The 14,761-nt window shown below is 75.2% G+C and carries 13 protein-coding genes; 3 read left to right on the forward strand and 10 right to left on the reverse strand.

Features of this window, described 5'->3' with window-relative positions:
• Nucleotides 1-36: 36 nt before the first annotated feature.
• Both FB457_RS20570 and FB457_RS20575 read right to left on the reverse strand, forming a co-directional pair.
• Nucleotides 37-918, reverse strand: coding sequence for an HAD hydrolase family protein (locus tag FB457_RS20570; protein WP_145782757.1), 882 nt, complete (start codon nt 916-918; stop codon nt 37-39).
• A 119-nt stretch (nt 919-1,037) separates the two neighbouring features.
• Nucleotides 1,038-2,732: a penicillin-binding transpeptidase domain-containing protein gene (locus tag FB457_RS20575; RefSeq protein WP_347612123.1), complete on the reverse strand. Its 1,695-nt coding sequence runs from the start codon at nt 2,730-2,732 to the stop codon at nt 1,038-1,040.
• 87 nt (nt 2,733-2,819) lie between these two features.
• Here FB457_RS20575 and FB457_RS20580 point away from each other — a divergent pair, with 87 nt between their 5' ends.
• Nucleotides 2,820-3,854, forward strand: a complete 1,035-nt coding sequence (locus FB457_RS20580) for a LysR family transcriptional regulator (RefSeq protein WP_145782760.1) — start codon at nt 2,820-2,822, stop codon at nt 3,852-3,854.
• A 137-nt stretch (nt 3,855-3,991) separates the two neighbouring features.
• Entirely contained in the window at nt 3,992-4,834 is an 843-nt protein-coding gene (locus FB457_RS20585; protein ID WP_347612119.1) for a serine hydrolase, read from the forward strand.
• Between the two features lie 43 nt (nt 4,835-4,877).
• On the opposite strand, the gene FB457_RS20590 is transcribed toward FB457_RS20585, so the two are convergent.
• Both FB457_RS20590 and FB457_RS20595 read right to left on the reverse strand, forming a co-directional pair.
• Nucleotides 4,878-5,771: an LLM class flavin-dependent oxidoreductase gene (locus FB457_RS20590; RefSeq protein WP_145782764.1), complete on the reverse strand. Its 894-nt coding sequence runs from the start codon at nt 5,769-5,771 to the stop codon at nt 4,878-4,880.
• A gap of 80 nt (nt 5,772-5,851) precedes the next feature.
• The gene (locus tag FB457_RS20595; RefSeq protein WP_047016772.1) at nt 5,852-6,388 is read right to left on the reverse strand and encodes a hypothetical protein; all 537 of its coding nucleotides are present in this window, start codon (nt 6,386-6,388) and stop codon (nt 5,852-5,854) included.
• Between the two features lie 245 nt (nt 6,389-6,633).
• Here FB457_RS20595 and FB457_RS20600 point away from each other — a divergent pair, with 245 nt between their 5' ends.
• Nucleotides 6,634-7,002: a hypothetical protein gene (locus tag FB457_RS20600; RefSeq protein WP_186462026.1), complete on the forward strand. Its 369-nt coding sequence runs from the start codon at nt 6,634-6,636 to the stop codon at nt 7,000-7,002.
• Between the two features lie 52 nt (nt 7,003-7,054).
• Here FB457_RS20600 and FB457_RS20605 read toward each other — a convergent pair whose 3' ends face one another.
• From FB457_RS20605 to FB457_RS20630, 6 genes are all read right to left on the reverse strand, one after another.
• Nucleotides 7,055-8,224 (reverse strand): hypothetical protein, encoded by a 1,170-nt coding sequence (locus tag FB457_RS20605; RefSeq protein ID WP_145782766.1) that lies wholly within the window; start codon nt 8,222-8,224, stop codon nt 7,055-7,057.
• A 157-nt stretch (nt 8,225-8,381) separates the two neighbouring features.
• Nucleotides 8,382-9,443, reverse strand: coding sequence for a CobW family GTP-binding protein (locus tag FB457_RS20610; RefSeq protein WP_145782768.1), 1,062 nt, complete (start codon nt 9,441-9,443; stop codon nt 8,382-8,384).
• Nucleotides 9,444-9,502: 59 nt separating this feature from the next.
• A complete protein-coding gene (locus tag FB457_RS20615; protein ID WP_145782770.1) occupies nt 9,503-10,684 on the reverse strand; it encodes a hypothetical protein in 1,182 nt (393 codons plus the stop codon).
• A 55-nt stretch (nt 10,685-10,739) separates the two neighbouring features.
• Complete coding sequence (locus tag FB457_RS20620) at nt 10,740-11,687, reverse strand: MerR family transcriptional regulator (RefSeq protein ID WP_145782837.1); 948 nt, start codon at nt 11,685-11,687, stop codon at nt 10,740-10,742.
• Between the two features lie 237 nt (nt 11,688-11,924).
• Entirely contained in the window at nt 11,925-13,694 is a 1,770-nt protein-coding gene (locus FB457_RS20625; protein WP_047016777.1) for an SDR family oxidoreductase, read from the reverse strand.
• Nucleotides 13,691-14,608 (reverse strand): M24 family metallopeptidase, encoded by a 918-nt coding sequence (locus FB457_RS20630; RefSeq protein ID WP_047016778.1) that lies wholly within the window; start codon nt 14,606-14,608, stop codon nt 13,691-13,693. The genes FB457_RS20625 and FB457_RS20630 overlap by 4 nt, the downstream gene beginning before the upstream one ends.
• Nucleotides 14,609-14,761 lie beyond the last annotated feature (153 nt).

Below are 14,761 nucleotides of genomic sequence, written 5' to 3' on the forward strand. Positions count from 1 at the left end.
GAGAGCGCCGCTCTCGGTCCGGAGCAGTGCTCTCCCTCACAGCCCGTGCAGCAACTGCTCGATGACCACCGCCACCCCGTCGTCCTCGTTCGCCGCCGTGCGGTACGTCGTCGCCGCCAGGACCTCCGGGTGGGCGTTGGCCATCGCGTACGACCTGCCCGCCCACGTCAGCATCTCGAGGTCGTTCGGCATGTCGCCGAAGGCGACGACCTCCGCCGCCCCGATCCCCCGCGCCTCGCAGTAGCGCTCCAGCGTGCTCGCCTTGCTCACGCCCAGCCCGCTCACCTCCAGCAGCGCGCTCGACGTCGACCGGGTGAACTCCCCGTGCCCCGCCGCCCCCGACCGCGCCGCGTGCAGGAACTCGTCCGCGCCCAGGCGCGGGTGGTACGCCAGCAGCTTCAGCAGCGGGTCCCCCGCCCGCTCCCCGTCCTCCGCGAGCAGTCTCTCCACCGGTGCTATCGGCCCCGTCCCCCGGTGCAGCGGATACTCCGGTTCGCGGCCGAAGCCGCCCGTGTACTCCACCGCGAACGCCGTACCCGGCGCGATCGTCCGCAGCACACCGACCACCGCCACCGCGTCGGCCAGCGGCAGCGGGCAGACCTCCGCCAGTTCGAGCCCGCGGTGCAGGTCGACCACCGCGGCGCCGTTGGCGCAGATCGCCATCCCGTGCCCGTGCACGTGCTCGGCGACCACGCCCATCCACCGCGCCGGCCGCCCCGTGACGAACACCACCGCCAGCCCCGCCTCCTCCGCCGCGGCCAGCGCGGCGACCGTGCGGTCGGAGACGGTCTGGTCGTTCCGCAGCAGGGTCCCGTCGAGGTCCGTGGCGATGAGCCGGGGACGGAAGTCGGAGGCGGAGACGGAGGCGGAGGCGGAGGGGGCGGCGGCGGGGGAGGTCGGGGCAGCGGCGTCGGTCACCCGGCCATCATCGCGTACGGCCCGCGAGGACCGTACAGGCGTACGGACAGCCACCACCCCCGCCACCGCTCACGAACCGCCCGCCCCGCGCCGCCTGCTGCCGCCTGCCGCCTGCCGCCTCACCCCACCGCCTCCAGCACGTCACGCACCACGGGCCCCGCGTCCCCCGACCCGCTCTCCGCGTCCTCCACCACGCACGCCACCGCCACCCCGTCGCGGTACGCCACCAGCCACCCGTTGTTCGGCCCCGTCGCCGTCACCTCGGCCGTCCCCGTCTTCGCCCCCACGTCCCCCGGGAGCCCGGCCAGCACCTGCGCGCTGCCCTCCGTCACCGTGTCCCGCATCAGCGCCCGCAACTGCTCCACGACCCCCTCCGGCAGCTCCTCGGCCGAAGCCGACGGCTCCTGCCCCGCCACGATCACCGGCTGCCGGAACGTCCCCGTCGCCGCCGTCGCCGTGACCGACGCCATCACCAGCGGGTTCGCCCGCAGCCGCCCCTGCCCGAAGAGCGACGCGGCCTTCTCCGTCTCGTCCCCCGGCACGGGCACCTCCCCGTCGAACGACGGCACCCCGGTGCTCCACTCCTCCCCGATCCCGAAGTACCGCTCCGCGAAGTCCGTCATCTCCTCGTCGCCGAGCGAGCCGCGCAGCGCGACGAAGGCGGTGTTGCAGGAGTGGATGAAGTCCTCGCGGAAGGTCGCGCCGGGTATCTCGGAGGTCTCCACGTTGTGGAACTGCTTCCCGACCGTCAGGTACTTCGGGCAGTCCACCGTCGTCTCCGGGGCGACCGCGCCCTTGTTCAGCAGCGCGGCGGTCGTCAGGACCTTCCAGGTCGAGCCGGGGGCGTACGTGCCCTGGAAGGCCCGGTTGAAGCCCGCGGCCGGCGAGTTGGCCGCGGCCAGCACCTCGCCGCTGTCCATGTCGAGCGCGACGAGCCCGGCGTTGCGGCCGCCGGCGTGCCGCTCCATCGCCGCCTCCGCGGCGCCCTGCAGCTCCGGGTCGACCGTCGTGCGCAACGTCCCGTCCCCCGGGTCCCGCCGCGGCCCGAAGCGCGCCTCCGTGCTCCGTACGTCCCCCGAGTGCCGGTCGACGACCTGCACCGCGCCCTGCGGCTGCCCGCCGCCGAGACCCAGCACGCCCGCCAGCGACGGGTGGTCGGCGGCGGAGACGGCGCCCCCGTCGCGGTCGACGGCGTCCAGTTCCTCCGACTCCTCGCGCACCAGCCGGAACTTCTCCGTCTCCGTCAGCTTCGGGTGCACCGCCCCGAGCTCCCACCGCACCCGCCACTGTCCGCCGTCCTCGCGGACCAGCGGCAGCGTCGCCTCGTACGTCCAGGTGCCGAGGCCGCGTACGGGCATCTTCGCGGTGTACGCCACCTCCGCCCCGTTGTCGCCGTCGGCCCGGGCCCGGCCGGCCGTCAGCTTCGGCTTCGCGATCTCCAGGCCCTCCGTGAAGCTCGACAGGATCCGCTCCGCCTCGGCCGGCGAGTCCGTCAGCCGGGCCGCCGCCTTCATCTCCCCCGCCGACCAGCCGCCGAGGAACCGCTCGGCGGTCCGCCGCGCCTCCGGGTCCGCGGGCCCGCCGCCGTCCGCGCCGCTGTCGAGCGGCCCGGCGGTCGCCGCCCAGTACCCGCCGCCGGCCAGCACCACCGCCACCGCGGCGAGCACCGGACCGCGCCGCCTGCGCCGTCGCGCGCGCGGGCGGTGTTCCGGCACGTCGTCGTACGGATCGGCCCCGTACACGCCGACGCCGTACCCGTCCGCCCCGTACGGATCCCTCGGTCCGTCCCCGTACCCCACCCCATGTCCTGTCATGCCGGACAGCAGATCAGCCCCCGGGCGGTCCAGTCCAAGACCAATATCTTCATCGATCCGATAGGCGATTGACTATCCTCACTGCTCATGGACCTCCTCCGGCATCTGCGCTACTTCAGGGCGGTCGCCGAGGAACGCCACTTCGGCCGCGCCGCCGAACGGCTGCGCATCGCGCAGCCGTCGCTCTCCCAGCGCATCCGCCGGCTGGAGCGCGAGCTGGGCGTGCGGCTCTTCGACCGCGGCAGCCAGGGCACGGCGCTGACGCCCGCCGGCCGGCTCGTGCTGGCCGAGGCCGACCAGGTGCTGGCCGCGGCGGACCGGCTGGCGGCGGCGGTGGCGCGGATCGGGAGCGGTGCGGCCGGTACGCTGCGCGCGGCCGTACCGCCGCACCTGGGCCCCGCGGCCGTCGCCGCGCTCATCACCGGGTACCGCGAGCGCTCCCCGGGCGGCGAGCTGGAGCTGCGCGAGCTGACCACCACCGCGCAGGCCCGCGAACTGGCCGCCGGCACGCTCGACGCGGGCGTCGTACGGCACCCGTGCCCCGCACCCGGCCTCGCCTTCGGGCCCGTACTCCACCAGCCGCTCGGCGTGCTCCTCGCCGCCACCGACCCGCTCGCCGCGGTCCAGCGGGTGACCGCGGCCGACTTGAGCGGGCGCGCGCTGGTCCTCACGCCGCGGGCGGACGATCCCGCGCTCTACGACGAGGTCCTCACCGCCTGCGCCCGGCACGGCTGCACGCCCGCCGCCGTCCACGAGGCGTCCGGCGGCGACTTCACCCGCGCCCTCGTCCTCTCCACCGCCCCGGCCGCCCCGGCCGCCCCGGCCCACGCCGAAGCACCGGCGGCACCCGGCACGCAGACGGCGCCCGAAGCCCCCGCCACCCCCGGCGGCGCCGTCACCCTGCTGCCCCGTACCACCGCGGGCCCCGGTACGGTGTGGCGCCCGCTGGCCGGTGAGCCGATCGGCTGGCGTACGTCCGCGGCGTGGCCGGCGGACGGCCACAACCCGGCCGTGGCCCGCTTCGCGGAGGCCGCCCACGAGGCGATGCGCGAACACGCCGGCATGCGCCCCGCCCGCGCCGCGGCCGTCCACCCCCGCCCCGCATCGGAGTTCCCGCTGTGACCCCGCCCGAGCCGCCTCCCGCGCAACCGCCGCCGCCCCCGGAGCGCCCCGGCCCTCCGCGCCCCCCGGACGTCCCCGCGCCCCCCGGCTCCCGTACACCGGCCGCCCACCGCACCGCCAGGTCGCGCATCCGCCGGGTGTTCGCGGAGGCCGGCGTCACCGGCCAGCTCCACGCGCGCGACATCGACACCGGCGCCGAACTCGCCGTGGCCGCCGACACCCCGGTCAGCACGGCCAGCGTGCACAAGGTGTGCCTCCTGGCCACCCTCTACCGCGAGGCCGAGCACGGCCGCGTCGACCTCACCGCCGCCGTCGACATCCCCGCCGGCGGCCGCACCCCCGGCCCGACCGGGCTGGGCGCGATGCGCGACGCCGCCCGCCTCTCGCTCCGCGACCTGGCCGTCCTCGCGGTCTCCGTCAGCGACAACACCGCCGCCGACGTGCTGTGGGACGCCGTCGGCATCGAGGCCGTCAACCGCACCATGACCGCCCTGGGCCTGACCCGTACCACCGCCGTGCAGAAGGTCCGCGACCTCTACGCCGCACTCGCCGAGGACGCCGGCCCCGCCGGCGCCCCCGCGCTCCTCGACCCCGCCCGCGTCGCCCGCCTCCGCGCCCTCGACCCGGCCCGTACGAACCGCTCCACCCCGCGCGAACTCACCGCGCTCCTCACGGCCGTCTGGCGCGACGAGGTGTGCACCGGCGCGTACGCCGCCGATCTGCGCCGCACGCTGGGCACCCAGGCGTGGGGGCACCGGCTGGCGTCCGGGTTCCCCTTCGACGACGTACGCGTCAGCGGGAAGACGGGCACGCTGCCGACGCTGCGGCACGAGATCGGCGTCGTGGAGTACCCGGACGGGGGCCGCTACGCGGTCGCCGTCTGCACCCGCGCGGCGGCGACCGCGGTGACGCTCCCGGCGGCCGACGCGGTGATCGGCACCGCGGGCCGCCTGGCGGTGGACGCGCTGCGGGCCCCCTGAGCGGATCAGGCGCCCGGTCCCCGACGGGCCGTCAGGCGCCCGTCTACACGCCCAACTGCGCCGGCGCCTCCGTGGCGATGCGCTCGAAGACGCGCTCGTCGGCGGCGAAGACCGAGTCCGGGACGGGCCAGTGGAGCACGATCTCGGTGAAGCCGAGGGCCGCGTGCCTGCCGGCGAAGTCGACGAAGGCGTCGAGGGAGTCGAGCGGCCGGTCCGGGGTGAAGCCGGCGAGCAGCACCTTCTCCATCGCCGCGGTGTCCCGCCCGACCGCGGCCCCCGCCTCGGCGAGCCGGGCGATCTGGGCGCGGATGGCGGCCAGGGAGTCGGCGGCGGTGCCGGTCGCGGAGGTCTGCGGGTCGCCGGTCGTCACCCACGACTGCCCGTAGCGCGCGGCAAGCCGCATCCCGCGCGGGCCGGTCGCCGCCACGGCGAACGGCAGCCGCGGCCGCTGTACGCACCCGGGGATCATCCGCACCTCGTGCGCCGAGTAGTACGTGCCCGCGTACGACGTGGTGTCCTGCGTCAGCAGCGTGTCCAGCAGCGGTAGGAACTCCCCGAACCGCTCCGTCCGCTCCCGCCCCGCCCACGGCTGCTGCCCCAGCGCGGTCGCGTCGAACCCGGAGCCCCCGGCGCCGATCCCGAGGATCATCCGCCCGCCCGACACGTCGTCGAGCGAGATCAACTCCTTGGCGAGCGTGACCGGATGCCGGAAGTTCGGCGAGGTCACGAGCGTGCCGAGGCGCAGCCGGGAGGTCGCGCAGGCGGCGGCGGTCAGGGTCGGCAGGGCACCGAACCAGGGCCCGTCGCGAAACGTCCGCCACGACAGGTGGTCGTAGGTGTACGCGGCGGAAAAGCCCAGCTCCTCCGCCCGCTGCCATTGCGCACGGCCGCCGGAGTGCCACCGCCGGACGGGCAGGATCAGGGTGCTCAGTCGCATACCGCGACCCTACGGCCTGCGTTGCGCGGCCGCAGGGTCGCGGCGGAGGGCTGTGGCGGGCTGTTGCGGGCCTGGGTGGGTCAGCAGCCGCCGCAGTTGTAGTACGTCACGTCCCAGTGGTTGCCCTCGCGGGCGTAGATGTTGCCGGAGCCGGACCGGTACATCGGCGCGCCGTCTCCGCGGACGCCGATGTAGGCGAAGTTGCCGGTGACGTAGTTGTTGACGCAGGTGCTGAGGGAGTAGTCGAGCTTGTAGCCGTTCCAGTGGCTGTAGGTGCCGCCGGCGTGGCCGGTCTCGGTGCCGCCGGTGATGTTCAGGGCGCAGCCGCTCGCGGACTTGAGCGTCTGCGCGCCCTGGGCGGAGGCGAGGTTGAGCTGCTCGAAGGAGGTGCAGGTGGGGTTGTTGCGGTCGGAGCAGCCGCCGGAGGACGACCAGGTGATGCCGGAGGACCGGAACATCGACGTGGCCTGGGAGTGGCTGATCTTCGTGACCAGGGGTGCGGCGGGCGCGGCGGCCACGGTGGGCGCGGCGGGCGCCGCCTGGGCGGGGGCGGCCGCCAGGCCCACCGAGGCGCCGGCGACGAGGGCGAGGGCGGTGAGTGCGGAACGTACGCGCATGTGGAACCTCCTGCTGGTGCGGGGGAATTGTGGGGGTCTTGCTGAGCAGGTGGTACACCGCAGGATGATGCCCGATGTCTACGCGCGTCGCCAGAGGGCGCGGGGCGGGGAGACGGGGAACTTCGCGCGGAGCGGACGCGTCTGTTTCCGGCGGGGTGGTGTGGGGCGTGGGCAGGGTGGAGGGTGACGAGACGGGTGGTGGCGTGGAGGTGAGGAGGGACGGTGACGGCGCGGGCGGTGACGGCGTGGGGGTAGCGGCGCGCCGCGATACGGGGACCGGGTTGGGCGGGTGCGCGCTCGCGCTGTTCGGGGCGGTCGTCGCGCCGCTCGCGTGGGCGCCGCGGGCGGCGGTGAGCGTACGCGGCGGGTTCGAGGGGCACGCGCGCGACTTGAGCGTGCTCTACGTCGACCTGCCCCTCGTCGTCCTCGGCGGCGCGCTGCTGCCGCTGGGGGTCTGGGCGCTGGGGCTGCGGTGGGTGGGGCGGCCGTGGGCGGGGCGGCCGTGGGTGGCGGCGGTGGCGGCCGTGGTGGCGCTGGGGCTGGGGGTGTGGGGGCTCACGGAGTGGTGGTCGCCGCGGCGGGCGCCCGACCCCGGGTACGGGCCGGGGATCTGACGTCGCGTACCCGGGGTGGGGGGCGGGGTGCCGGCTGCGGGGCGCCGGTTGTTCAGACGAGGACGCCGGTGAGGGGGTCGTAGCGCAGGAGCGTGAAGTCGTTGTCCGCCGGGTCGCTCAGGCCGTGGGTGCGGACGGTCATGACGCCGACGCGATAGCGGTCCTCGGTCGCGACGCGCAGCCAGGGGCTGCCGTCGCGTACGACCGTGACCTCCTCGATCAGCGAGCCGTCCCGGCCCGCGGCGAGGGCGTAGACCGGGCCGGCGGGCGGGGCGATGTCGATGCCGCCGTCCTCGCGGATGGTCATGGTCGCGACGAGTTCGCCGCGGCCGCCGTTGGCGTCGCCGGCGAAGTCGTAGAGGCGGGCCGGGTCGCCGACGTAGTGGCGCAGGCGGCCGAGGCCGGTGACGTCCATGCCGTTGTAGAAGTTCTTCGCCTCGGCGTCGAGCCAGAAGTGGGTGTTGTGGGTGGGGGAGTCGAAGTCGCTGCCGGAATTGTAGGAGATGTGCCAGTGGGGCGGGTTGTCGGCGTGCAGGGTGTTGTTCGTCTCGAAGCCGGCGACGAACCAGCGGTGGCCCTTCGCCGCCGCGGTGGCCTTCAGGCCGGAGTCGACGAGGATGCGGTGGGCGGCGACGAGCTGGTGGAGCTGGGAGCGGGCCTGGTTGGCGGGCCACGCGACCGTGGTCCAGGGTCCCGCGACGCGGTCGGGGTCGTTGTGGTCGAGCTTGTAGTACATCCCCGGGGATATGTCGGGGTGGCTCCAGATCTGCAGGGTGGGCTGGTTGGCGTCGGCGGAGGACTGGGTGACGGGGAGGGTGAAGGCGAAGCGGTGGCGGTCGGAGCGGTCGCGTCTGAGACGCAGCCGGGTGTCCATGTGGACGACGGCGGCGACGGTGACGCCGGGCCAGCGGACGGAGACCTCGATGCCGTCGGGGGCGGCGGGGCCGCGGACGAAGGAGTAGTACTCGGCGCGGCTGGCGACGTGGTAGCGGTCGCCGGGCACGAACTCGTAGCCGTCGGGGAGCGTCACCTCGGGCACGGCGGGGTCGCCGGGGCGGAGGCGCACGAGGCGGAAGGCGGCGTACGCGACGGCGGCACCGGCGGCGGGTGCCGATTCGGCGGTGCCGGCTACGGGTTCGGCGGCGGCGGAGTGGGGCAGCGCCAGGGCGAGGCCGGAGGCGGAGGCCCCGGCGACCAGGGCGCGGCGGCTCAACGTGCTCATGCGGGATCCCTCTCGGTCGGATGCGCGACGCGGGCCAGCTTGCAGGGTCTCGGGGCCCGCAGACTTTCTGTCCCGCAACGGGCAGTTGAACCCGGGCGACCGGCTGGCTCTCCCCGGCCCGGTCGCCACGCCGCGCGGTCGCCACGCCGCGCGGTCGCTACGCCGCCGGGTCCTCGTCTCCGTCCACGTACCGCAGCACTCCCCACATCGCGTCCTCGCCGCCGTCCTGCGGCCCGTGGCCGCGGCAGGCGTCGAGTTCCTTGCGTACGGCGTCGGCGTCGATCCCCGCGCCGATCAGCACCAGCCGCGTGACCCGTTCCTCGCCGCTGCCCCAGGGGGCGGGCCGGAAGCGCAGGAACCGGCCGACGGCGTGCAGCCCGTACTTCTGCGGGTGGCCGGGGACGCCGAAGTGGACGAAGCCCTTGACGCGGTAGAGGCCGGCGGGGCGGGTGTCGAGGAAGTCCAGCAGGCGGCGCGGGCTGACGCGCCGGTCGGTGGTGAACTCGACGCTCTCGTACGCCGCGTGGAGATGCGCGCCGTGGTCGTCGCCGGTGCACTCCCCGGCCGCCAGGTCGGCGAAGGAGAGCTGGCGGTGGCGGGGCGCCGCGGCGCCGGGGGCGTCGTCGCCCCGCGGGTCGAAGAAGAGCTCGGGATCCACGCGCCCGTACGCCGTCGCCACCACGGGGGTGCCGGGGGCCAGTTCTCCGATCGCCTCGTGGAGACGGTGGCGTTCCGCGTCGTCGATCCGGTCGGTCTTGTTGAGCACGACGAGGTCGGCGACGGCGAGGTGGCGGTCGATCTCGGGGTGCCGCTCGCGGGTCGCGGCGAACTCGGCACCGTCCACGACCTCGACCAGCCCTCCGTACACGATGCGGTCGTTCTCGCTGGCCAGCACCATGCGGACGAGTTCCTGCGGCTCGGCGAGGCCGCTGGCCTCGACCACGATGACGTCGATCCTGCCCGTGCCGGCGAGCCGGTCGAGGTAGGCGTCGAGTTCGGAGGTGTCGACGGCGCAGCACAGGCAGCCGTTGCCGAGGGAGACCATCGAGTCGACCTGGCCGGCGACGGCCATGGCGTCGATCTCGATGCTGCCGAAGTCGTTGACGACGGCGCCGATCCGGGTGCCGGTGCCGTTGCGCAACAGCCCGTTGAGGAGGGTGGTCTTGCCGGAGCCGAGAAAACCCGCGAGGACGACCACGGGGATCCGTCCGCTGCCCACCAGCCACCCTCCCGGCGCCGTCCGCTCTCTGCCGGCGTCCAGCGTAGAGGGCGGGACCGTCAGCCGTAGCGCTCGATACGGGCCTGGGCGGGCGGGAACGGCGACTTCGCCGTGGTGCCCGCCGACCAGAAGCCGGCCGTGCCGGGTATGGGCGCGAGAGCGGACATCACGGGGGTGGTGCCCTGGGCGGCTACGGGGCCGCGCTCGCTGGTCCAGGCGGTGCCGTCCCAGCGGAGGTAGTGGGCGCTGGTGCCGTCCCAGAAGTCCCAGCCGGCGATGAGGGCGGGGCCGCCGGCGGCGTCGGGCGCGATGGCGCCGAGGGAGCCGACGGTGAAGGGGGCGGCGATGTCGCTCCACGCCGTGCCGTCGTAGTGGCGCAGGACGACGCTCGGCGGCTTGCCGGGCGGGCCGCCGGCGCCGTAGTCGTGGCCGGTGAGCCAGATGTCGTCGGGGGCGACGGGGAGCAGGTCGGTGACGGACAGGCGCAGCCCGGCGAGCCGGGGCAGGACGAGCCACGAGCGGTCGTCGTAGCGGGCGACGACGACGTCACCGGAGACCCAGGTGGCACCGGCGCGGTCGACGTGGACGTTCCACAGGCTGGGGACGGAACCGTCGTCGGTGGGCAGCGGCGGCGACCAGCTCCAGCGGGTGCCGGCCGCGTCGCCGGAACGCAGTACGCGGGAGGCGCCGTCGCGGGTGCCGGAGATCCGGACGGTGCCGTCAGGCGCGACGGCGACGGCCCACAACTCCGTACCGGACTCGCCGCGTCCGGGGAAGTCGTGCTCGCGCCAGGTGGCGCCGTCCCAGGCGAGGAGGTGGTCGGCACCGGCCCGGTCGTACGCCACGGCCCACGCCGCGACCGCCGCGCCCGCGGGGGCGGCGGCGACGTTGCGGATGCTGCCGGCGAAGGCGAGGTGCGAGACATCGGTGGCCTGCCAGCCGGAGCCGTCCCAGGTACGGGCGACCGGCCGGCCGGACGTCGAGCCGCTACGGGCCTCCTCGCCCACGGCCCACGCGAGATCGGGCCCCGCGGCGGCAACGGCGCTGAGCAGGACGGCGGGCGCCCCGGCCGGTACGGGAACCTCCCGCCAGGCGGCCCGGGGTCCCGCACCGCGGCCGGACCGGCCGTCGGTGGGTGCGGGGGCGGTGGCGGCGGCGTGGCCGTGGCCTGCGGCGGTGAGGCCGAGGCCGGTGGCGGCGGTCGTGGCGGCTAACCCGCTGACAAAGCTGCGTCTGCGCATGGGTGTTCTCCTCCCGTGGACGGCCGACCCAGAGTGACCCGCGAGTAACCCGTGGTCAACCCCCGTATCCGGCCGCGCCGTCCTCCCCGGCCCCGCTCCCCGCCAGGGTGTCCATGCGGCGCTTGTGGACCTCCCGTTCGGTCGCCGAGGTGACGAACTCCGCCATCGCCGCCGGGCCCACGAGATCGCGGACCGCCGCCACCGTGGCCGCCGGCAGGCTCACCGGGACCGTCGCCGGGGCGGCGGCCTGGGGCTGGGACGGTCCTGCGAGGTGCTCGTGGAGCTGGCGCGTGGCCAGGGTGCGCATCGCGCGGGCCAGCTCCGCGTCCATCGTCTGCTGCGCCAGCGGCCGCAGCCGCCGGACGAGCCCCGCGGCCTCGGTCGCCTCCGCGTCCGACGGAGGGTGGTCGAGGTAGCGCTGGAAGACGTGCTCGGCGGTGAAGTCGAGCAGGCCCGCCGCTATCTCCTCCACCCGCAGCCGCAGCTCACGCAGTTGACCGGTGATGGCGGGGAACGGGACACCCGCCGCGTGCAGTTCCGCGGCGACCGTGAGCTGCTGCGGGCTGGGCACGAGGAACATCTCCGGCTCGCCCGGCACCCGCTCCAGCACGCCCAGCTCGACGGCCTCCTCGACCGCGGACTCGTCCGCCGCCCCGCCGAACAGCTCCTCCAGCTCCGCCCGGCTCAACTGCCCGGACTCCTCGTCGGTCCACGGCCCCTGCACCTCGGCGACCAGGCCCAGCACACCGCCGAGCCCCCGGCCCTCGTCCCACGCCTCCAGCAGCTCCTTGATGGACGCCAGGGTGTAGCCGCGGTCGAGGAGGCCGGCTATCTGCCGCAGCCGGGCGAGGTGTTCCTCGCCGTAGACGTTGGTACGCCCGCGCCGCTCCGGCCGGGGCAGCAGCCCGCGGTCGGCGTACGCGCGGATGGTGCGTACGGTCGTGCCGCTGGCGTGCGCCAGCCCCTCGATCCGGTACTCACCGGCCGTCTGCTCCTCCAGCACCGCTCGCCTGCCCCTCGGCCCGTCCCCCGGCCCGCCCGCCGCCGCGGCGGGCCCTCTTGGGAGGGATGGTACGGCCGGCGCGTACACCGGAGGCTCCAGCCGGCCGAACGAGACCTGGTGCGACGTGCTCGCGCCGTTCTCCGCGGGCGGGGGGCGTGCTTCGGTGCTCATGATGCGGCTCCTGGAGGGCAGAGGGAGGTGGCCGGTTGGTGGGTGGACGACGGGCGCCGGACCGCGCTAGATCTCCGGCTCCACCCGGGCTATCGCCCGCAGCGCCCGCGGCGCGAACCGCGCAAGCAGCCGCGAGCCCCGCGCCTCCGGCGTGACCGGCACCACCGCCTGGTTTCGCGCGACCGCCCGCAGTACGGCGTCCGCGACCTTCTCCGCCGGGTAGTTCCGCTTCCCGTACCAGCGGTGCGCGCTCTTCCGCCGCCTCCGCTCCTCCTCCTCGGAGACGCCCGCGAACCGCGTGGTGACCGTGATGTCGGTGTGCACGAAGCCCGGGCAGACGGCCGAGACGCCGATCCCCTGCCCCGACAGCTCCGCGCGCAGGCACTCCGAGAGCATGAGCACCGCGGCCTTCGACGTGGCGTACGCGGGCAGGGTCCGCGACGGCGCATAGGCGGCGGCCGAGGCGGTGTTGACGATGTGCCCGCCCTGGCCGCGCTCGGCCATCTGCCTGCCGAAGAGCCGGCAGCCGTGGATGACGCCCCACAGGTTGACGTCCAGCACCCGGCGCCAGTCCGCCGTCGAGGTGTCGAGGAACGGGCCGGAGAGACCGATCCCGGCGTTGTTCACCAGCACGTCCACCACCCCGTACGCAGCGGCGACCCGCTCGGCGAACTTCTCCATCGCCTCCTCGTCCGCGACGTCCACGGCCTCGGGCCACGCCTCCGCCGCGCCGATCATCCGGCACAGTTCGGCGGTCGTGGCCGCGCCCTCGGCGTCGGTGTCCGCCGCCACGATCCGCGCGCCGGCCTCCGCGAAGGCGAACGCGGTGGCCCGGCCGATGCCGCTGCCCGCGCCGGTGATCAGCACCAGCCGCCCGCCGAACCGGTCCGCGTACGGCCCGTCGGGGACGATCTCCGCCGCCGGCGTGCCGTCCTCGTGCGCGAGGACGAACTCCCCGATCCACGCGGCGAGCTGGTCGGGCCGGGTGCGCGGGACCCAGTGCCGGGCGTCGATCGTGCGCCGCAGCAACTGCGGCACCCAGCGGTCCAGGTCGTCGTAGAGGCTGGGCGAGAGGAAGGCGTCGCCGGCGGGGGTGATGAGCTGCACCGGAGCGTGCGCGTAGGCGTCGGCGCGGGGGCGGCGCAGCCGGGCGCGGACGTTGTCCCGGTAGAGCCAGGCGCCGTGCGCCGCGTCGTCGCCCAGAGAGGCCGTGGGATAGCCGTCGCCGGGGACCTTCTCCAGCCGCCGCAGGATGGCCGGCCAGCGCGCGCCGAGCGGACCGCGCCAGGCCAGCTCGGGCAGGACGGGGGTGTGCAGCAGGTACACGTACCAGGACTTGGCGGTCTGGCCGAGCAGTTGGCCGGCCCGCCGCGGGGTGGGGCGGCGCAGCCGGCCGTTGATCCAGTGCCCGAAGTGGTCGAGGGAGGGGCCGGAGAGGGAGGTGAACGACGCGATGCGGCCCTCCGTGCGCTCCACCGTGGTGAACTCCCAGCCCTGCACCGAGCCCCAGTCGTGGCCCACGAGGTGCACCGGGCGGTCCGGGCTGACGGCGTCGAGCACGGCGGTGAAGTCGTCCGTGAGCTTCTCCAGCGTGAAGCCGCCCTTCAGCGGCTTCGGCGCGGTGGAGCGCCCGTGGCCGCGGACGTCGTACAGCACGACGTGGCAGCGCTCGGCGAGCCGGGAAGCGACCTGGGACCACACCTCCTTGCTGTCGGGATAGCCGTGCAGCAGCACGACCGTCGGCTGCCCGGCGTCCCCCAGCTCCGCCACGCACAGCTCGACCCCGCCGGTCCTGACCCACCGTTCCCGCACGGCCACGCCGCCCCACTCGCTCACGCCACCCGCCCCTTCTCCTGCACCCGCCCCCGCGCTTCCCCCTGCCCGCCGCCCGGCGCCTCCTCCGCCGGCTCCCCGTCCGCCTCCGCCTCCTGCCACCGCCGCACGTGCGGCAGGTCGTCGTCCAGCCAGAACGCGCTCTCCTCCGCGTCCCGCGAGTCCGTCACCACCAGCAGCTCCTCGAACTTCGCCCCCGTGCCGCGGAAGCCCAGGTGCGGCTCCACCGCCCACAGCCCCGGCCGCGGCGGATGCTGCGAGAACCGGTGCGGGCTCCACAGCGGCGACCATCCCTCGCGGTGCCCGCGCAGGGCGTCCTTCGCCAGCCCCTTCAGGCTCTGCGTGCCGAAGCCGAACACGTGCGGCGAGAAGCGCCGCTCCCGGACGCGGTCGACCTTGTGCGCGATGACGCCGAACGGATAGGCCCGGTGCCGGTTGTGATAGCCCTGGCGAACCATGAGGCGCTCCACGTCCTCGTATATCTCCCGCAGGGGGCGGCGCTCGCGCACCTCGCGCAGGATCAGCTCCCGGTGCACCCTCAGGTCGCGCATGAGCCGGTCGTGCACGGGATTCGGCCCGAGCGAGCCGGAATAGCCCACGTCGGCCGTATGCCCGCCGTGCACCGGCGCGAGGTCGAGGATGAACGGCATACCGGGCGCCAGCTCCCGGTTCGTCGGGAAGAACTGCAGCGGCACCCGGAAGCCCGCGAACGCCGTCCGGTCGCCGAACCACGCGAACGGCAGGTGGAACCAGTCCCGCACGCCGCGCTCGCGCAGCCACTCCCGCTGCATCCGCGCCGCCTCCCGCTCCGTGACCCCCGGCCGGAGCTGCGCCGCCACCGCCTCCGCGCACTCGTACGCCAGCCGCTGCACACTTCTGAACCCCCGCAGAGCCGCCGAGGACTCGGTGAGTGTCATCAGTCCGCCCCTCCCCTTCCGCCAACCGGATTCCGCACCCGAAAACCGCACCTCAAAACGCACCCGAAACCGCGCCGCCGCAGCCGACCCGGCCTCGCCCGGCCCCGCCCCAAAAGCTGACACCAACGACTGTGACATCGCCCCATGGCTCCG

Source organism: Streptomyces sp. CNZ287 (genome assembly GCF_007827615.1).

Excerpts from the sequence above, each read along its gene's own strand:
- FB457_RS20605 (WP_145782766.1), bottom strand. The coding sequence starts at position 8,224 with ATGAGCACGTTGAGCCGCCGCGCCCTGGTCGCCGGGGCCTCCGCCTCC.
- FB457_RS20580 (WP_145782760.1), top strand. The coding sequence starts at position 2,820 with ATGGACCTCCTCCGGCATCTGCGCTACTTCAGGGCGGTCGCCGAGGAA.
- FB457_RS20615 (WP_145782770.1), bottom strand. The coding sequence starts at position 10,684 with ATGCGCAGACGCAGCTTTGTCAGCGGGTTAGCCGCCACGACCGCCGCC.
- FB457_RS20590 (WP_145782764.1), bottom strand. The coding sequence starts at position 5,771 with ATGCGACTGAGCACCCTGATCCTGCCCGTCCGGCGGTGGCACTCCGGC.
- FB457_RS20595 (WP_047016772.1), bottom strand. The coding sequence starts at position 6,388 with ATGCGCGTACGTTCCGCACTCACCGCCCTCGCCCTCGTCGCCGGCGCC.
- FB457_RS20575 (WP_347612123.1), bottom strand. The coding sequence starts at position 2,732 with ATGACAGGACATGGGGTGGGGTACGGGGACGGACCGAGGGATCCGTAC.
- FB457_RS20630 (WP_047016778.1), bottom strand. The coding sequence starts at position 14,608 with ATGACACTCACCGAGTCCTCGGCGGCTCTGCGGGGGTTCAGAAGTGTG.